This window comes from Pyrococcus horikoshii OT3 (assembly GCF_000011105.1).
Classification (GTDB): Archaea; Methanobacteriota_B; Thermococci; order Thermococcales; family Thermococcaceae; genus Pyrococcus; species Pyrococcus horikoshii.
Genome location: NC_000961.1, coordinates 672,509 through 691,074, shown reverse-complemented (window position 1 = coordinate 691,074; position 18,566 = coordinate 672,509). Strand labels below are relative to the sequence as shown.

Genomic DNA, 18,566 nt, shown 5'->3' with positions numbered 1-18,566 from the left:
CCCCCTCAATCCTCTTCACACTCACAAGGTTTCTTCCCACAATATGGGCAAACCCCAGGGTACTTCTTTTTAGCGGCTTCCTCAAGATCTATATCAACTAAGTTAGCTAAGCTGGCGAGCCAAGCAAGGACGTCAGCAAATTCCTCCTCCATAGATTCCCTATCCCCCTTCCTTAAGGCTTCAGCAAGTTCTCCAACCTCTTCGATGAACCAGAAAAAAGTCCTCTCCACCCCCCTCCTTCTGTCTTTGTGATAGTAAATCTCCCTGATCATCTCTTGGAATTCTCTGATTTCCACTTTCTCACCTCCATTTCAGTTTTTCTATCGTAACATAAAATGTAAAATGCGAGTAAACTCTTCCATCTTCCGTAAGGTTCAATGATCTCCCTAACTATCCTCTCAGTTACCTTCTTCAAGCTTAAGTTAAATATCTTTGCTATTCCCCTTCTCAAGCCTAAGTCTCCAGCGGGATATACGTTCTTCCTTAGCCCATACATTAGGAAGAGCTCTGCGCTCCACTTTCCAATTCCTCGGAATCTCGTTAGATATCTAATGGCCTCCTTTTCGTCCATGTCCCTTAGATCCAGCTTAAGCCTTCCCTTTAGGTATTCCTCGGTAACTGATAGAATGTAATTACCCCTATACCCAAGTTTAGCCTCCTTAATTTTTTCACCAAGCCTAATTATATCCTGGGGCCCAGGGAATAGGTAGAGGTCATTGATCTTTTTTCCAGATAGGATTACCAGGTTCTTTATTGCCTTTTGGGCAAATTCGAAGCTGACCTGTTGCTGTGCTATAACCTCAACTATAGCTTGATAAACGTTCGGTGCAGCTGGGATAGTTAATCCATAGAACTCGTCTATGAGAAAAGAAAACTTTGAATCACTGATCTCGGAATAAAAAGAGTCCAGATCAGTATCTAGGCCAAGAATAAACTTTATCTTCTCCTTTACTAACTTTCTATCTCTTTTATTTAGTTCATCTGGGAGGATGAAGTTTTCTCCATCGTATCCAACTATTCCTTGAGGCAAGGCTTGCCAAAATGTTCCCTTTTCATATTTCCAAGTTCCGTTCTTGATCATTTCGTTTGTTGTCTTAGCTAGGTCTATCATTCCGATCACCGCTCAGCAAGGCCCTGTCATCACTTTTCAGTGCAGTTCGCTCTCATCATCGCAGACCGTAGCCTTTTTAATAAAGCTACCTTAAAAGGCTTAGTGGGGAAACTTATGGCAAAGGCAAAGCCCAAGTACTGTGAGCTTTGTGGAAGGGAAATTAAAGGGGAAGGGCATATAATAAGGATAGAGGGTGCTGAACTTTTAGTTTGTGATGATTGTTATAGGAAATATGGAAGAAAGCCGGGAACCTTTAGCATTATGCCCAGGAGGGAGCCGAGGAGAAGAATTACCTCCTCAAAACCGAGGGTACCAAGTGTTAGAAGGGAGAAACCCCTGATTACTGAGGATATAGTTGAAGATTATGCCGAAAGGGTTATGGAGGCCATTAGAAAGAGTGGGCTCAGCTATGAGGAGCTCTCCCATAAAGTTGGCCTTTCAGTTAACCTCTTAAGGAGAATAGCTCATGGAGAGTATACACCAACGATAGAGGAAGCAAGAAAGCTTGAAAGATTCTTTAAGATAAAGCTCGTCGAGAAAGTCGAAGCCGACTTCGAGCAGAAGCCTGTGATACCTAGGGATTATGAACCAACTTTAGGAGACATCGCCAGGATAAAGGTAAAGAAGAAAAAGAAGAAGTGATCAGTGCCAAGTTACTACTTTCCTCTCTACCTTCCCAGTTAAGGTATCCTTGATTGCCCTCTCTATAATTTCAAGAGCTTTCTCCGCGACCTCTTTTGTAAGAACTAGTGGGGGCGTTATTCTGATCACGTTCCCGAACATTCCATAACTCGGAAGTATCAAGCCAAGCTCGAATGCCCTCCAGCATATCTTACCAGTCATCTCGGGATCCGGCCTTCCATTCTCCTTGACTATCTCAACTCCTATCATCAAACCCTTGCCTCTTACATCTCCAATTATCTCAAACCGCTCTTTGATTTCCTTTAGCCTCCCCATTATAAATTCTCCAACCTCAAGGGCATTCTTGAGAAGATTTTCCTCCTCGATTATCTCGAGGGTAGCTTCTGCTGCAGCTGAAATTACCGGATTTGCAGCTGGAGTTAACAGAGCTGAACCACTCGTTATATCCATGATCTCTTTTCTCCCTATAACTCCGCTCAGTCCCATTCCACTCGCTACTCCCTTCCCAAATATTATCATGTCTGGCTTTACATTGAACCATTCGCTTGCGAACCACTTTCCAGTTCTCCCTATCCCCGTTTGAACTTCATCCATTACAAGTAGTATCCCATATTCCTCAAGTAGCTTCTTTAGCTCTTTAAAGAAGTTCTCTGGAGGGACAACGATCCCTGCATCTCCCTGGATTGGTTCAGCAAATAATGCCGCGACTTCATCTGGAGGAACAACGTGAGAAAAGACGTAATACTCTAGGTAATCTAGAACCCTATTTATCAATTCATCTGGCTCCTCGTAACCGTTTATGCCCCAGATGTTTCTAAACGGATTTGGATAAGGTATCCAGAAAACGTTCGGCATCAATGGGGAGTAGCCCCTCTTTTGGGAAACTTGGAATGATGCTACTGAAGTGGCCCCTAGAGTTTGTCCATGATAGGCCCCTATGAAGGCGAGTATCCAAGGTCTCCTAGTTGAGAACTTTGAAACCTTTATAGCCATATCAACAGCATCGCTACCGCTCAATCCAAAAATCACCTTAGAATTTTCGATTGGAGAGATTTCCACGAGTTTTTCAGCAACCCTTATCGCTCTTTCACTATGAGTATAACCTATCATTGAATGCTGGATAAGTTCCACCTGCTCTTTAACGGCCTTAACAAGTTTTGGATGAGCATATCCTGTGGATGCAGCGGCGGCCCCAGCTAGGAAGTCTATGAAAACGTTGCCATCTACATCTTCTATAAAAGGCCCAAAGCCTCTCTTTGGAACCAATGGAAATAGCTTCACTCCAATTCCCGTAGATAATACTTTCTTTTCCCTCTCAATCAACTCTTTAGCCCTTGGCCCAGGAGGTTTAACAACTATCTTTGGGTACTCCATTAGAATCACCTCCAAAGAAAAAGGGTAATAAGAAAAGGGTAGAAAAGGCATTATGGATTCTTTGCAATGAACTCTTCAGTGTACTGCTTGATTATTGGATAGAGGACTATTAATGCTATCAGGTTAGGTATTGCCATGAGTCCATTCATCATGTCTGAGAAGTTCCATACATCCTCGAGGGGCTTAACTGCACCTATGTAGATGAAGATAACGAAGAGCAAGTTGTAAACTAGGTGGAGCTTTGGATAGAGGTTTGCAAACTTCTTTGGATCCTGAGTTACCCACTTACCAAGGTACATGACGTTCTGCCTTCCGTAGAAGGACCATGCAAGTATCGTTGAATATGCGAAGAGGATAATACCTATAGCAACCATGATCTCTCCCATATGACCAAAGGCCTGAGCGAAGGCTGCCTGGGTCAATGGTGCACCGTTAAGATCCGGGAACTTAGTGTAGGCTTCTGTAACGACTATGCTTACTCCAGTTAATGAACAGATTATCAGTGTATCAATGAATGGGCCTAGCATAGCAACGTGAGCTTGTCTTGCTGGGTGATCGGTTCTAGCTGCAGCGTGGGCAAGGGTTGCCGTTCCCAAACCTGCCTCATTAGAGAATAGACCTCTCTTTACACCCCAGATTATCACCTGACCAACGGCCCCACCTGCAACGGCCTTTCCTGTAAATGCATCCTTAACTATTATTGCTATTGCATGTGGTATCTGACCTGCGAACTTAATCCAGACACCTATTGCAAATAAGAAGTATATTATTGCCATGAATGGAACGAGCATCTCCGCTACTTCACCGATTCTCTTTATACCACCTATGACTACGATGAAGGTCAATATCGCCAAAGCTAACCCCGTTATCCATTCCGGAATTCCAAAGGCCGTTTTAAGTGCATCTGCAACAGAGTTAGCCTGGGTCATATTTCCAATACCGAATGCAGCTATTGAGGCAAATAGAGCGAATAATATAGCTAATATCTTCCCAATAGCTGGGAGGTAATCTTCTTTAAGCAATGCAAGACCCAATATTGCAAAGAGTATCGCAATCGCAAATGCAAGAGCCCTGAGTCCTCCACTGAGACCAAGACCATCTTTTGCTATGAATATAGCAAACAGGATAGTTAGCAATGAAGCTATCGTTCTACTAACGCCAGTTCCCTTCACCTGAGAAAAGCCTTTCTCTAAATTATGGAACGATCCTCCTATCATTGTTCCATCTGGAAGTTTATCTCTGAATGCGACTCCAAGTAGACCTTCTGAATACCTCGTTGCCATTCCGAATAGTGCGGTGATCCACATCCAGAACAGTGCCCCAGGGCCTCCAAAGTGAATAGCCGTTGCAACTCCAGCGATATTACCAATTCCAACGGTTCCAGAGATCGTTGCCATCAAAGCTTGGAAGGGTGTTATATCTCCTTCACCAGTTTTCTTCCTTCCCTCAAATAGGGTATACTTTATGGACCAACCCAACCTTGTGAACTGGATTCCCTTGAGAATTATGGTCAATAGCAGCCCTGTACCTAGGAGAAGCACTATCATTGGTGGTCCCCAAACTTCACCATCAAGCCAGTTCACGAAGTCCATTATACCGCCCATTGCTGATCCCCCATGTAGACTATTCACCTTTTAGTATAGCTTAATGAACTATTTAAGGCTTTCCTGCTCAAAATTTGAAATTTATGAAAGATTTTTTACATTATATAAAGCTTTTAATCTGCTGAGCTAGATAATTGTCTGAAAGACAAATGAGGTGTCCCCTGTGAAGCTCAAAATATTAATAACCTTCATTGGCATATTGTTTATACTCGGATTAATGCTCGGGGCCGAATTTAACAATAAAAGTGGTAGTGAGAGGATCCTCGAGCTCTTCCTAACACTCTTCATCTTTGGGTACATATTCATTGCAATGTTATTCTTATTGTTGGCGATCCTAAATATGGAGAAAATTAAAGGACGCCACTCAAAGGCAGGCCCACTGGGGAATATAATCTTGATAGTAGTCTCCTCCCTCATGTTAGCGACGTATTTTCTAGTGATAATAAAATTACTTCCCCATTTAGGAAGAGTAAAAGAGATAGCGAACACTTCTCAGATCCCACCCCAAAACCCTCTCGTTATTCCCTCAACTTTTACAAGGAAGGGAACTGAGTTGGGACTTGCTTTCTATGTTCCGGTAATAATTTTCATGATAGCCCTGTTCCTCCTTTCAGTCTCTGCATCTAAGAGCATTTCGACCATAGCTGAAAAAAGGAGGATAAAAAAGGAACTTCAAAAATTCGATGCTAGCCTTGAAGAGAGAGGGATAGATATGTTTTCAAACCCTAGAGAAGCAGTAATTGAGCTATATAAAAAAGCAGTATTATGGCTAGAAGTTCTCGGGATCCCTTACAGGGAAAGTTGGACCCATTGGGAACATGCAAGTAAGGTCACATACAAGAGAAAAGCGTATGTCGAATTGGCAAAGTTATTTGAGAAAGCAAAATATGCACCCGAGAAGGTAACTATAAATGATGCAGAGAGAGCATATAAGCTTTACATGGTGATAAAGGGTGAGGAGTAAATACATAATCCCCCTAATCTTTGCCTTGGGGGCCGTACTTTTCAGAAACTACTTAGTTAGATGGATATCGGCCCTCCTAACGGCTATGATACTATTCGCGTACTCCCTAGAAGGATGGGAACCAAAACTTCCAAATATATCCTTTAGAACCAGTATGAAGGATGAAATTGAAAGGCTTGCTAGAATCGTTAAGAGGGCAAACACTAGTCCTATATCCCGAAAAATAATCCTTGAACATGTTAGGGATATATACAACATATTAGGCCTCGAATTTAGAGAGGATGAATTTCGTTGGGAGGGAGACTCCATTAGGGATCTTGAGAGGATCCTTACAAAAGTGGAGGAGGATATAAATGGACGTTCAAAAGAAAGCACAAATGGTTATAGAGGAAGTTAAAAAGGCAATAGTTGGGAAAGATAATGTCTTAAAGCTAGTTCTAGCTACAATACTTGCCGATGGCCATATACTAATCGAAGACCTTCCTGGACTCGCAAAAACGCTTATGGCTAAAAGTTTTGCTAAAGCTTTAGGATTGGAATTCAAAAGGGTTCAATTCACCCCAGATCTCTTACCTAGTGATATCCTGGGAGTTAACGTCTTTAATCAGAAAACTCTCGAGTTTGAATTTAAAAAAGGCCCCGTGTTCACTAACATACTTTTAGCTGATGAGATAAATAGGGCCCCTCCAAAGACTCAATCCGCTCTACTGGAAGCGATGCAGGAGAGACAAGTTACCATAGAGGGTGTCACGTACAAGCTTCCTAAACCTTTCATAGTTATAGCAACCCAGAATCCTATAGAGCAGGAAGGAACTTACCCCTTACCGGAAGCTCAGTTAGATAGGTTCTTGGTTAGGCTTAGAATGGGATATCCAAGTAAGGATGAGGAGAAAGAAATATTAAGGAGAAGAATAGAGAGAAAGCAAGATGAGGTGGAAATTGAAACGGTGCTATCTCCTAAGGATGTCTTAAAAATGCAGAGGGAAGTCGAGGATGTCTACGTTAGCGATGCCATAATTGAATATATAACTTCCCTCGTGTGGGCTACCAGGGAAGACAAGAGGGATATCGAGATCGGCGTTTCTCCTAGGGGTAGTCTAGCCCTGCTAAAACTTTCCAGGGCCTATGCTGCTATAGAAGGAAGGGATTATGTAATCCCAGACGATGTTAAGGCCGTAGCAATTCCAGCTTTAAGCCATAGAATAATCCTGAAAAGGGAGTTATGGTACACTAGGGTTAGTCAAGAAAGCGTAATAGAAAAGATCCTGGAAAGGGTTCCCGTACCGAAGTTTGAGTGAGGAGAAATGAAGGCAACGGGAAAAGCATACTCACTATTAACCATTATCTGGATAATCGTTATATCCTCATATCTCCTATTGAGATGGGAAGGGATTGTACTTACCCTTCCAGTTCTCTTCGTTTTCCTATTCTCAGCACTTTTCTTTAAGCCCGCAATCGAGGTAAAAGTATCAAGGGAGATAAGAAGGCACAGGCTAATAGAGGGAGAAGAAACTGAGATCACAATAAGGGTAGTCTCAGGAGCGAACATTAAATCCCTCTATATCCAGGATTTAACGCCTCCCTCATTGAAAGTTATTGATAGGAACTATTGGATAACATCCCTGAGGAGGAGTGAGGAGAGAGTATTTAGGTATAAAGTTAGAGTTTCAAGAGGAAAACACGAATTTCCTGGGGTAAGAATCTCGTACAGAGATCCCTTTGGACTCTTCGAGGAGGATTATATTGTTGAGGTTTATGATGAGATAATTGGAGTTCCGAGAATAGAGGAAGTAGTAACCCCCTATTCGACAAAAGGAACAAAGATAACAACGGGGCATTTACCCTCTCCAAGGTTAGGGGAGGGACTAGAGTTCCATGCAGTGAGGGAATATAGACCTGGAGATCCTATGAAGGTAATAAACTGGAAGGCCACGGCAAAGACGGGAAAAATTATGGCAAATGAATTCGAAAGTGAGAGGAAAGTAGACGTTGTCTTGATAGTAGATGCTACATACAAGGGTAAGGAAGTATTCGACTACCTAATTAGGGTTGCGGCATCCCTGCTTATGGATGCATTAGAAAATGGGACTAGCTTTGGACTTTTAATTTCGGAAGCAGTTCCCGTGTGGATAAAGGTAGACTATGGGAAGAGGCATTTTTTTAAGTGTATAGATGTACTTAGTATGAGCAAACCTGATAAGAATAACCTTATTGCATATCAGGTTGAGCACTTGGCCAGAACTAGGCTACCCCCGAGGGCTCAGATAATATTCATTTCGCCCCTCTTAACTCAAGAGAGCGAGAAGGCCATATTTGAATTATACAAACTCGGTTATAAAATTGTCGTATTGAGTCCCAATCCATATTCACTAAGAGAACCAAAGAGCAAAGAGGAAGAGATCGCCATAAGGATACTTAGCCTAAAGAGAATGGCCAGGATTAAGAAGGTTAGAGAGTGGGGGATCGTAATAGACTGGAACGTAAGGGAACCATTAAAGGCAACGATACTGAATTCAATTAGGAGGAGAATTCTATGAGAGGATTATCATCGTTGTTGCTAATGATTGTACTTGCACTCCTTCTCTATCCTCTACCACATGGAGTAATTTTAATAGGGATCATGACCCTATCCCTACTTTCCCATACCCTTGGTATTATTAGCCTGGGGATATTGGCCTTGTACCTTATAGTGTTCAGGATCACTAATATCGTGGGAGTCGCAATAATGGCCCTGGGATTATTGGTCGTAGAAATTAGAGAGATGGAAAAAATAAGGGCACCAATGGAGCACTTTCTCTATCTCATAGTTGCAGTTGGACTAAGTTTATTAACGTACTTTGGAGTGTATGCGATATCCCTAGCTGGTGTTTCCCTCGATGTTACTTTACTTGCAGTTCTCTTTTTACTGCTCTTGTACGCGTTTATCCGGATCTCCGTGCTCAGTCCTTAACCTCAATTGGAAGTTTCATTCTACTTACAATTATTAGGGTCAATATTCCCACCAGAGGCATTATAGAAAGTTCAGCAAGCGCTAAGGCGATGCTATACCTTGCTAAGACTTCAGTAATAGTTGGAGCTATTGCATTGGCTGAATTGGAAATTAACCCTAATGCAAAGTTAGCCCTAGTTACTAAGCTTTCAGGATACACGGCCGGAGCACTTGTCCAAAATGCTGGCCCCGTCCCTTGAAGGGCTCCAACCAAGATCACGCTCGCTAGGACTAAGGGATAATTACCGGAGAGTATACCCTTGGAGTAAGTCACTAAGCCCAGGAAAGACACTATATACGCAAGTATCATAACCTTAACAATTGCTTCAAAGAGGCCCCTGGGAGTTGTATTCTTCCTTGAGAGCAAATATCCTAGGTATCCAAACCCTATACTCCAGAGGGCCTTTGAAATGTTTAGGGAGGTGGATAAAGTTGCAACCTGCTCCTTGCTCCAACCCATGTCATATCCAAGCTTTGCTGAAAACCCTATTATTGTGAATATAACCCATAGGGCCGGGAAAAACGTAAAGCCAAGTACCCAAGTAAAGGGGAGTTTCCAAATGCTTACAGTTGCCTCTCCTTCTTTCTGATGTTTAATCTCAAAATCATCAGTTAGGAAGTACCATATAATATAAACTAGGTACATTATAAGGCCCGTTATCACGAAGCTCTCCTTCCAGGGTATCCTGCCAAGTATATAGCTTGCACTAATACTACCAAAGACTCCTCCCCAGAAGATTCCAGATAGTATTATCCCTTTGGCGAACGGCCTTTCCGAGACAAAGTACCTAGCTATCTGAGTGCTAAATAGGGGTACTAGGCCAACTACAAAACCTTGAATGAACCTTAAGAATACAACCACATTCCAATTTCCAACGAAGGGGATTAGCATTTGGGGTATCGCGGCCCAGGAAATTGCTATACCAACGCTCCTCCTGAAGGATCCCTCATATATTCTCGTACTACCCAGGAGAAACGCTATAAATAATCCAAAAACGTAAGCTATGTGTTGCAACTCGAATTCATTGCTCGAGATTCCAAAGTGATGGATTATATCTGGCTTTGCAACTCCCATAAACGTTAGAGTTCCAAATCCGGCCGTCATTAATATTGTGTCAAGTATCACGGCCCTCCATCTACCCATTCTACCACCCCCTAAATTTTATCGAAGAATATTAGGATACCGAATATAATGAACAGAATACCCGCCGCTTTATTGATCACACTCATTGTAAAATAGTCCCCTATTTTTTCTCCGATTAGAGCTCCTATCAGGTTAACAACGGCAAGGGCCGAAACTGCTCCAATAAAGGCTTTTAACCATCCATACTTAGTTGCAAAAGTAATCGTGGCTAGCTGGGTTTTATCCCCAAGTTCCGCTAAAAAGATAAGTAAAAATATTTGGAGGACATCTTTCACTTTTCACCCTCCAAGGCTTTTTCAATTCTATTCATAGCTTCTATGAGTTTCTCCTTACTAGTCGCGTAGCTTATTCTAACGTAACCTTCACCCATCCTACCGAACGCTGTTCCTGGGATCACGACCACTCTAGCCTTCTCCAATAACCATTCACTGAATTTTTCACTAGACATTCCAGTTCCGGATATATTTGGGAATACGTAAAATGCCCCCTTTGGTTCTTTAACCTTTATTCCTGGCATATTCTTGAGCCGTTTTACAACAATTTTCCTCCTTTCATTGTATTCTTTTTTCATTTCCTCAACGGCCTTCCAGCTCTCTTCGCTCCTTAATGCCTCAATTCCAGCAATTTGAACAAACGAAGCTACATTCCCTATTACGTATGCATGTAACTTTGTCATTTCTTTAATTACCTGGGAAGGAGCAACTACAAATCCCAACCTCCAGCCCGTCATTGCAAACGTCTTTGAGAATGAATTTGCAAGTATTGTATTCTCTGGTGCGAATTTTATCATTGGATAATGCTTTGCATCCTCGTATATGAAATGTTCATAGGGTTCATCACTTAGTATGTAAATGTTGTAATCTTCCGCTATGTCTGCAATTGTCTTTGCCAACTCCTTATCTAGCGTTGCCCCAGTCGGATTATTTGGATAGTTTATCACTATCATCCTAGTATTCTTTGATATCTTCTCTAACAACTCGTTAGGATCGGGTAAGAAATTGTTTTCCTCTCTTAAAGGAATCCTAACTGGCTTTGCTTCTGCGACTTTCGCATCTTCAGCATATGAAACAAAAGCTGGATCTGGTATTATAACTTCATCTCCTCTCTCCAATAATGATTCAAAGGCTAAGTAAGTACCCTCATACGCTCCAGCTGTTATTATCACATTTTCTACCTCTATATCAATTCCATAGAATTTCTTATAGTATTCAACGACGGCTTCTCTTAGCTCTGGAATTCCTGCATTTGGAGTGTAATGAGTCCATCCTTCATCTAGAGCTCTTTTAGCGGCTTCTTTTATGTTTTTAGGAGTATCAAAGTCTGGTTCTCCGATTCCTAAAGATATTACATCCTCCATTTTAGAAGCTCTTTCGAATAATTCTCTTATTTTCGATCTTTTGATAAGGAGGACCCTCTCAGCGATAAAATACTTCCTCTTTTCTCTCATTTTTGAACACCCAGAACCGGATTACATGAAAAATTTATAAAACTTTTTAAAAGGCTTCAACCATAGCCATTTTTTCAAGGGACTTTTTCAGTTCTTCCTGGGGGCATTTGTTTAGTTCAATTTCCCTTATGCCGAGGGATTGCAGTAACCTCCGAAGCTTGTCACACGGATTATCAACATTAAAGATGACAATAAAATTCTCCCCTTTCGATGCGCCGACTAATTTTAAAGCATCCTTGATCTGCTTTACTCCGGCCAACCTCAGCAAAATTTCCCCCCTTACAGTCTTGGCAGTGTTTCTCTCAGAATTAAAGGATTTAAGAGCAAGTATTGTGGCAAAAACAACTTCTTCATAGCATTTAGTCCTCATAACCTGGCATTGTTCATCGCAAGCCTCTAGAACCTTCCCTACATCATCCTCATTTAAGTGGACTTTTGCAATACATATATTTCCAAATTTTGTTTTTATTTCTAGCATGGTATATTTGGAAATAACCACCGATAAATACATTTCTCCCCCTCACCAATTGTGTTGCTAAAAATTTTTAAATTTTGACCGGTATAAATTTAAAAGTTTTTTAAGTTCATAATATCACAAAAATAATTTAAGCCAAAAAATATTTAACTAGATAAACTCAAGCCTTAGAATAGGGAATTCCGCTGAAGGGTGTTGTAGGGATGGCCAAGATGAAAATAATCAGCGTCCAACTTCCCCAGAATTTAATTCATGGTCTAGATTCTCTCGTTAAGAGGGGAATATATCCAAATAGAAGTGAAGCTATAAGGGTAGCCATAAGAGAGCTTCTAAAAAAAGAACTCTACAAGGAGGAGATACAAGAAGAACTTCCTGAATACGTTGTTAGATAACAGTAGGGGAGGAGGAGAATATGGTATTTGACAAGTTATTGGAGCAAGCCGGGATAAATCTTGAATTCGAAGATAAGGAAATCAAAGATTCTGACTATCTTGGAGATGTTTCAGACTTGATCAAAATAGCCGTCATAGGAGTGGGAGGTTCGGGAAATAACACTATTTCTAGATTGTATGATCTAGGAGTCCAAGGTGCAGATCTTATAGCTATGAACACAGATGCCCAGCACTTACATCAAATAAAGGCCCACAAAAAGTTACTTTTAGGAAAGTCAATAACTCACGGAAAGGGATCTGGTGGAGATCCGAGAATTGGATATAGGGCCGCTGAAGCTAGTGCAAGTGAGATAGCTGATATCGTGAAAGATTACGATCTCATATTCTTAACCGCTGGAATGGGAAATGGAACAGGAACCGGAGCAACACCTGTAATTGCAAGGATAATTAAGGAAACAGCAAGAAACAATGGCTTACCTCAAGAACCTCTTGTTATTAGCGTTGTTACTTTTCCATTTAAAATGGAAGGGAAAGTAAGAATTGAGAAAGCAAAAGCAGGTATTGAAATGTTATTAGAATATTCAGACACCGTGATCATAATTCAAAATGATAAGTTAATCGAGCTTGTTCCAAAACTTCCTATCCAAGTTGCATTCAGGTTCGCGGATGAGATAATTGCAAGAATGGTTAAGGGAATTGTGGAGACGATAAAACTCCCTTCCATGGTCAATATAGACTACGCCGATATATATAGTGTAATGAAGGGAGGAGGGCCAGCACTAATAGGAATCGGTGAGAGTGATTCAAACAATAGAGCAGTCGATGCTGTGATGGAAGCTCTAAATAATAAGATGTTGGACATTGAATTCGGATCAGGAGATAAAGCCCTTGTTCACTTTACTGTAGGCCCAGATGTTAGTCTAGAAGAAATAACTAAGGCAATGGAGATAGTGTATGAAAGACTTGGAGAAAAAAGCGAAATTAAATGGGGTGCGATGATAGAGGAGGATATGGGAAAAACCGTCAGGGCTATGGTAATAATGACGGGAGTGAGAAGCCCGCAAATCTTAGGGAACATCAACGTCAATGCCTTAACGTATTCGTCATCATCCCTAGTTGTGCCAAGGGATAGTAAAATAATGAGTGAGAGTAAAGTTGATGAGATATTTAGCTCCATAGATCCAAGAGCAAGTAAGCTTAGGAAGGGAAATAACTCGTCTAGGATAAACAAGATTTTCAAAGACCTTGGATTTTATGAGCTTTAAACTTTTTAATTCTTTTCTTCAGATAACTTTAGGTGATTAAATGGGCGTAGTAATTAGCATAGCGAATCAAAAAGGGGGAGTTGGAAAGACAACGATAGCATTAAATCTCGGATATTCTCTCTCAAAATTTGGAAAAAAAGTACTTTTAGTAGACATTGACCCGCAGTTTAATCTTACGTTTGCATTAATTGGTATGGACGTAATTAATTACGAAAACAAGAACGTTGGAACCCTTATGACAAAAGAAAGCACTGTAGAAGATGTTTTAATAGAAATTAACGAAAACATACACTTAATACCCAGCCACTTAACCCTCTCCGCTAAGGAGATAGAGATTTTAAACACCTATAATAGAGAGAGGAGACTTGAAAAAGCCCTCAAGCCAGTATATCCGGAGTATGATTACATAATAATTGATAATCCCCCAAGCATGGGAATATTCCTGGTTAATTCATTAACGGCCTCGGATTATGTGCTCATTCCATTGGAGTTGAGTTATTTTGGGGTTATAGGGATGCAACTCATGTTTAATTTAATGAAAATGATCAAAGATGAAACCAATGAAGGCCTAAGACTTCTGGGAATAGTCCCTAATAAGTTCACAAGGCAGACTAAGATCCCAGAAAAGAGGCTTAAAGAATTAAAGGAGTTATACCCCGAAGCCCCAATATTAACCACTATACCAAAGACTGTGACCATTGAAAAAGCCCAAGCAGAAGGCAAGAGCATCCTTGAGTATGACCCCAATGGAAAAGCTAGTAGGGCATTTGAAAAACTCGCAAGGGAGGTGATTTCACTTGTCGAAGGATAGCAAAAAGATACCAAAATTATTTTCAGGCTCTTTAGATGATCTAACAAAGCCCGGAAAAAGAACTGAGGAGAAAAAGGACTTAAAATCTGAGAAAAAGCAGAAGACTCTATACATATCTTTAGATACAAATAGAAAGTTAATAGAGCTATATGGGGAGGAGGGAAGGAGACAAAGCAAGATTGTGGAGGATGCCGTTGATCTTTATTATTACCTCAAAAGGGCCCTGGGAGAAAGGAAATTTGACGAGCTCATGGAAGTTATCAAAAGGGAGGATGTAGAGGCCCTTAGGGAGTATTTAACTGAGAAGTTTAAGGTCTAATCCTCCCTCTTTTAAATTTTGATCATCAATGAATTTTACAGTCCACTAAAGCCTAAGAAGTCTTATAAGGTAGGAGTATAAGCATCAGATTGGTGGAAGAAAATGCTTGACTATTTCTTTAATCCTAAAGGAATAGCCGTAATAGGGGCTTCTAATGATCCAAAAAAGCTCGGCTACGAGGTTTTCAAAAATCTAAAAGAGTATAAGAAGGGCAAAGTTTATCCAGTAAACATAAAGGAGGAAGAAGTTCAAGGCGTCAAGGCGTATAAAAGTGTTAAGGATATTCCAGATGAAATTGACTTGGCAATAATAGTTGTCCCAAAGAGATTTGTAAAAGATACGCTAATCCAATGTGGCGAGAAGGGAGTTAAGGGAGTAGTTATAATAACCGCAGGGTTTGGAGAAACAGGGGAGGAAGGGAAGAGAGAGGAAAAGGAGCTAGTTGAGATAGCCCACAAGTACGGAATGAGGATCATAGGGCCGAACTGTGTTGGAATAATGAATACCCACGTTGATTTGAATGCCACTTTTATAACCGTCGCTAAGAAAGGAAACGTAGCATTCATAAGCCAAAGCGGTGCATTAGGAGCAGGGATAGTATATAAGACAATAAAGGAAGACATTGGATTTTCAAAATTCATAAGCGTTGGTAACATGGCCGATGTTGACTTCGCTGAACTAATGGAATACTTAGCGGATACTGAAGAAGACAAAGCAATAGCCCTGTACATAGAGGGAGTTAGAAATGGAAAAAAATTCATGGAAGTTGCAAAGAGAGTTACAAAGAAGAAGCCTATCATAGCTTTAAAAGCTGGAAAGAGTGAAAGTGGCGCAAGAGCAGCATCAAGCCATACAGGTTCTTTAGCGGGTAGTTGGAAAATATATGAGGCAGCATTTAAGCAGAGCGGAGTTTTAGTAGCGAACACTATAGATGAGATGCTCAGCATGGCTAGAGCATTTTCACAACCTTTACCTAGAGGAAATAAAGTAGCCATAATGACTAATGCTGGAGGCCCAGGAGTCCTAACTGCTGATGAACTTGATAAACGTGGATTAAAATTGGCCACCCTGGAGGAAAAAACAATAGAGGAACTCAGGTCATTCCTACCACCAATGGCCGCTGTAAAAAACCCAGTTGATATGATAGCATCCGCAAGGGGAGAGGATTACTACAGAACCGCAAAGCTTCTTCTTCAAGATCCAAACGTTGATATGCTGATCGCGATATGTGTCGTCCCAACCTTTGCAGGAATGACGCTAACGGAGCACGCTGAAGGAATTATTAGAGCGGTAAAAGAGGTTAACAATGAAAAGCCAGTTCTAGCCATGTTTATGGCCGGGTACGTGAGCGAGAAGGCTAAGGAACTTCTCGAAAAGAATGGAATCCCGACCTATGAGAGACCTGAAGATGTTGCATCCGCTGCTTACGCTCTCGTTGAGCAGGCTAAAAACGTTGGAATTTTGGAGGTGGAATGAATGGTTAAAGTAACTGACATAGTCTTATGGGATAAACCCGGGGAAAAGGTCCTCCTTTTAGGAAATCAAGCCATAGTTAGAGGGGCCCTGGAAGGTAACATCGGGGTTTACGCAGCTTATCCTGGAACCCCAAGTTCTGAAATAACGGATACCATGGCCATGGTAGCAAAGAAGGCCGGAGTTTATATGGAGTATTCAACCAACGAAAAGGTTGCATTTGAGACGGCACTAAGCGCTTCCTGGGCAGGATTAAGGGCTATGACCGCTATGAAGCACGTTGGATTAAACGTTGCAATGGATAGCTTCATGACCGTAAGTTACATGGGTATCAACGGCGGCTTGATTGTAGTAGTCGCAGATGATCCAAGCATGTGGAGTAGTCAAAACGAGCAGGATACAAGGGCAATAGCAAAGTTTGCAAACATTCCTGTTTTAGAGCCTTCAAGCGTTCAAGAGGCAAAAGATATGGTAAAGTATGCATTTGAGATCAGCGAAAAATATGGACAGATGGTCATACTAAGGACGACAACAAGAAGCTCTCATATGAGAGGGGATGTTGTCCTGGGAGAGCTTCCCCAGGAAATAAAGGAGGGAAAAAGGAAGTTCGGTAACTTTAAGAAGAACCCAGAGAAGTACGTAGATATACCAGCGTTTCAAAGGCCTAAGCATCCATGGTTATTGGAAACGATAGAAAAGTTCAGGGAAGAATTTAACACATCCCCATTTAACTGGATAGAAGGTCCGGAGGATGCAAAGGTTGGAATAATAGCTCCGGGATTGTCTTATGCTTACGTCAAGGAAGCTCTAGCCTGGCTTGGAATTGACAATGTAAAGATATTAAAGCTGGGAACGCCCTTCCCAGTTCCCTACGGATTGCTAGAGAAGTTCTTTAACGGATTAGAGAGAGTTCTCATAGTTGAAGAGCTTGAACCCGTTGTTGAGGAGCAGGTAAAGGTATGGGCATTCGATAACAACATCAACATTGAAATCCATGGAAAGGATCTAGTGCCAAGGGTTTATGAAATGACGACTAGGAGGGCCGTAGAAGCGGTAGCAAAATTCTTAGGTGTTGAAACGCCAATAAACTTCCAAGAAATAGATGAGAAGTATAAGAAAGTTCAGGAAATGGTTCCTCCGAGACCGCCCTCACTCTGTCCAGCATGCCCCCACAGGAACACATTCTTTGCAATTAGGAAAGCCGCGACACCAAGGGCGATATTCCCAAGTGACATAGGATGTTACACCCTTGGAGTTCTACCACCGCTCAAAACCGTCGATACGACTATAGCGATGGGAGGTTCCATTGGAGTAGCTCACGGATTAAGTATAGCCCTCAATGGAGCTCTAGGAGAGGAGCAAAGAAAAACAGGTAAAGAGAAGAAGATCATTGTCGCAACAATTGGTGATTCAACATTCTTCCACACTGGATTGCCGGCCTTGGCCAATGCAATATACAACCGCTCCAACGTTCTAATAGTGGTTATGGATAACATGGTTACCGCAATGACTGGAGACCAACCAAACCCAGGAACCGGTGAAACACCTCACGGACCCGGAAAGAGAATACTAATTGAGGAAGTGGCCAGGGCTATGGGAGCTGACTTTGTTGCCGTCGTTGATCCTTACGACATAAAGGAGACCTATGAAACTATAAAGAAGGCCCTCGAGGTTGAGGGAGTTAGTGTAGTCGTCTCAAGGAGGGCATGTGCCCTCTACAGGATCGGGCAATTAAGGAGGGAAGGAAAACAGTGGCCAATCTACCAGGTCAACGAGGAGAAGTGTACAGGATGTAAGATCTGTATTAACGCCTATGGTTGTCCAGCAATTTACTGGGATGCAGAGAAGAAGAAAGCTAGAGTCGATCCTCTCATGTGCTGGGGCTGTGGAGGCTGTGCACAGGTCTGTCCATTCGGAGCTTTCGAGAAGGTTAGGGAGGGAGAGCTATGAAGGAGTACAATATCGTTATTACGGGTGTTGGAGGTCAGGGTATCCTTACTGCTGCGAATCTATTGGGATGGGCAGCTCTTAAAGCAGGGTACAAAGTGAGGGTGGGCGAAGTCCACGGAATGAGTCAGAGGTTTGGTTCAGTTATAGCCTACGTCCGTTTTGGTGATGACGTTTATGGAGCAATGGTTCCTGAAGGAAAAGCCGATGTAATACTAAGCTTCGAACCCGTCGAAGCTTTGAGGTATATAAATTACCTTAAGAAAGGAGGTCTCGTGTTCACTAACGCAAGACCAATTCCACCAGTCCAAGTTTCAATGGGTCTCGCAACTTACCCAAGCCTGGAAGAGATAAAAAGAATTGTTGAAGAAGAGTTTAATGGCAAATTCCTAGCTTTTGATGCTGAAAAACTAGCCATAGAAGCTGGAAACGTGATAACTACCAACGTAGTTCTTATTGGAGCACTAACTCAAACCCCAGGATTTCCACTTTCAGCTGAGCACGTAAAAGAGGTGATAAGGCTCAGCGTTCCTCCAAAGGCCGTTGACGTTAACATGAAGGCCTTTGACTTAGGAGTTAAAGCCGCAAAGGAAATGCTCAACCTCTGAT

The 18,566-nt window shown here is 41.8% G+C and carries 21 protein-coding genes; 13 read left to right on the top strand and 8 right to left on the bottom strand.

The genetic code is table 11. The features are described 5' to 3' along the window. Nucleotides 1-5: 5 nt before the first annotated feature. Nucleotides 6-296, bottom strand: coding sequence for a MazG nucleotide pyrophosphohydrolase domain-containing protein (locus PH_RS03675; RefSeq protein WP_048053216.1), 291 nt, complete (start codon nucleotides 294-296; stop codon nucleotides 6-8). Beyond that, complete coding sequence (locus PH_RS03670) at nucleotides 269-1,111, bottom strand: DNA-3-methyladenine glycosylase family protein (protein WP_048053215.1); 843 nt, start codon at nucleotides 1,109-1,111, stop codon at nucleotides 269-271. The genes PH_RS03675 and PH_RS03670 overlap by 28 nt, the downstream gene beginning before the upstream one ends. Before the next feature lie 114 nt (nucleotides 1,112-1,225). On the opposite strand from PH_RS03670, the gene PH_RS03665 reads away from it, so the two are divergent. After that, nucleotides 1,226-1,753, top strand: a complete 528-nt coding sequence (locus PH_RS03665; RefSeq protein ID WP_048053214.1) for a multiprotein bridging factor aMBF1 — start codon at nucleotides 1,226-1,228, stop codon at nucleotides 1,751-1,753. On the opposite strand, the gene PH_RS03660 is transcribed toward PH_RS03665, so the two are convergent. Together PH_RS03660 and PH_RS03655 are read right to left on the bottom strand one after the other, a co-directional pair. Beyond that, entirely contained in the window at nucleotides 1,754-3,127 is a 1,374-nt protein-coding gene (locus PH_RS03660) for an acetyl ornithine aminotransferase family protein (RefSeq protein ID WP_048053213.1), read from the bottom strand. It abuts the gene before it with no gap. A 50-nt stretch (nucleotides 3,128-3,177) separates the two neighbouring features. After that, complete coding sequence (locus PH_RS03655) at nucleotides 3,178-4,731, bottom strand: alanine/glycine:cation symporter family protein (RefSeq protein WP_048053212.1); 1,554 nt, start codon at nucleotides 4,729-4,731, stop codon at nucleotides 3,178-3,180. A gap of 163 nt (nucleotides 4,732-4,894) precedes the next feature. On the opposite strand from PH_RS03655, the gene PH_RS03650 reads away from it, so the two are divergent. From PH_RS03650 to PH_RS03630, 5 genes are read left to right on the top strand one after another with little or no spacing between them, the layout of a single operon-like run. Next, nucleotides 4,895-5,695: a DUF4129 domain-containing protein gene (locus tag PH_RS03650; protein ID WP_231833715.1), complete on the top strand. Its 801-nt coding sequence runs from the start codon at nucleotides 4,895-4,897 to the stop codon at nucleotides 5,693-5,695. After that, on the top strand, nucleotides 5,685-6,092 hold the full coding sequence (locus PH_RS03645; RefSeq protein WP_010884869.1) for a hypothetical protein: 408 nt from the start codon (nucleotides 5,685-5,687) through the stop codon (nucleotides 6,090-6,092). Before PH_RS03650 ends, PH_RS03645 begins: the two co-directional genes overlap by 11 nt. Next, a complete protein-coding gene (locus tag PH_RS03640; protein ID WP_010884868.1) occupies nucleotides 6,049-6,993 on the top strand; it encodes an AAA family ATPase in 945 nt (314 codons plus the stop codon). The genes PH_RS03645 and PH_RS03640 overlap by 44 nt, the downstream gene beginning before the upstream one ends. Before the next feature lie 6 nt (nucleotides 6,994-6,999). Continuing rightward, entirely contained in the window at nucleotides 7,000-8,232 is a 1,233-nt protein-coding gene (locus PH_RS03635; RefSeq protein ID WP_010884867.1) for a DUF58 domain-containing protein, read from the top strand. Beyond that, entirely contained in the window at nucleotides 8,229-8,645 is a 417-nt protein-coding gene (locus tag PH_RS03630) for a hypothetical protein (protein WP_010884866.1), read from the top strand. Before PH_RS03635 ends, PH_RS03630 begins: the two co-directional genes overlap by 4 nt. Here the strand turns inward: PH_RS03630 and PH_RS03625 are convergent. Genes PH_RS03625 through cgi121 form a run of 4 tightly spaced genes read right to left on the bottom strand, consistent with a single transcriptional unit; the run spans nucleotide 8,635 to nucleotide 11,753 of the window. Continuing rightward, nucleotides 8,635-9,828, bottom strand: a complete 1,194-nt coding sequence (locus PH_RS03625) for an MFS transporter (RefSeq protein ID WP_010884865.1) — start codon at nucleotides 9,826-9,828, stop codon at nucleotides 8,635-8,637. The two genes, PH_RS03630 and PH_RS03625, sit on opposite strands and share 11 nt — an antisense overlap. A gap of 11 nt (nucleotides 9,829-9,839) precedes the next feature. Then, a complete protein-coding gene (locus PH_RS03620) occupies nucleotides 9,840-10,103 on the bottom strand; it encodes a TMEM165/GDT1 family protein (protein WP_010884864.1) in 264 nt (87 codons plus the stop codon). Further along, complete coding sequence (locus PH_RS03615; protein ID WP_010884863.1) at nucleotides 10,100-11,275, bottom strand: pyridoxal phosphate-dependent aminotransferase; 1,176 nt, start codon at nucleotides 11,273-11,275, stop codon at nucleotides 10,100-10,102. The genes PH_RS03620 and PH_RS03615 overlap by 4 nt, the downstream gene beginning before the upstream one ends. 46 nt (nucleotides 11,276-11,321) lie before the next feature. Then, nucleotides 11,322-11,753: a KEOPS complex subunit Cgi121 gene (gene cgi121 / locus PH_RS03610; RefSeq protein ID WP_048053564.1), complete on the bottom strand. Its 432-nt coding sequence runs from the start codon at nucleotides 11,751-11,753 to the stop codon at nucleotides 11,322-11,324. A 200-nt stretch (nucleotides 11,754-11,953) separates the two neighbouring features. On the opposite strand from cgi121, the gene PH_RS03605 reads away from it, so the two are divergent. The 7 genes from PH_RS03605 (at nucleotide 11,954) to PH_RS03575 (ending at nucleotide 18,565) form a co-directional block, all read left to right on the top strand. Next, a complete protein-coding gene (locus PH_RS03605; protein WP_010884861.1) occupies nucleotides 11,954-12,142 on the top strand; it encodes a ribbon-helix-helix domain-containing protein in 189 nt (62 codons plus the stop codon). A 20-nt stretch (nucleotides 12,143-12,162) separates the two neighbouring features. Then, nucleotides 12,163-13,407 carry a cell division protein FtsZ gene (ftsZ, locus tag PH_RS03600; protein ID WP_010884860.1) on the top strand — a complete coding sequence of 415 codons (1,245 nt, stop codon included), beginning with the start codon at nucleotides 12,163-12,165 and terminating at the stop codon, nucleotides 13,405-13,407. A 40-nt stretch (nucleotides 13,408-13,447) separates the two neighbouring features. Next, the gene (locus PH_RS03595) at nucleotides 13,448-14,218 is read left to right on the top strand and encodes a ParA family protein (protein WP_010884859.1); all 771 of its coding nucleotides are present in this window, start codon (nucleotides 13,448-13,450) and stop codon (nucleotides 14,216-14,218) included. Further along, nucleotides 14,205-14,537: a hypothetical protein gene (locus tag PH_RS03590; protein WP_010884858.1), complete on the top strand. Its 333-nt coding sequence runs from the start codon at nucleotides 14,205-14,207 to the stop codon at nucleotides 14,535-14,537. The genes PH_RS03595 and PH_RS03590 overlap by 14 nt, the downstream gene beginning before the upstream one ends. Before the next feature lie 102 nt (nucleotides 14,538-14,639). Continuing rightward, a complete protein-coding gene (gene acs / locus PH_RS03585; protein ID WP_010884857.1) occupies nucleotides 14,640-16,013 on the top strand; it encodes an acetate--CoA ligase alpha subunit in 1,374 nt (457 codons plus the stop codon). Then, nucleotides 16,014-17,960, top strand: a complete 1,947-nt coding sequence (gene iorA, locus PH_RS03580; RefSeq protein ID WP_010884856.1) for an indolepyruvate ferredoxin oxidoreductase subunit alpha — start codon at nucleotides 16,014-16,016, stop codon at nucleotides 17,958-17,960. Next, on the top strand, nucleotides 17,957-18,565 hold the full coding sequence (locus tag PH_RS03575) for an indolepyruvate oxidoreductase subunit beta (protein ID WP_010884855.1): 609 nt from the start codon (nucleotides 17,957-17,959) through the stop codon (nucleotides 18,563-18,565). Before iorA ends, PH_RS03575 begins: the two co-directional genes overlap by 4 nt. Nucleotide 18,566 lies beyond the last annotated feature (1 nt).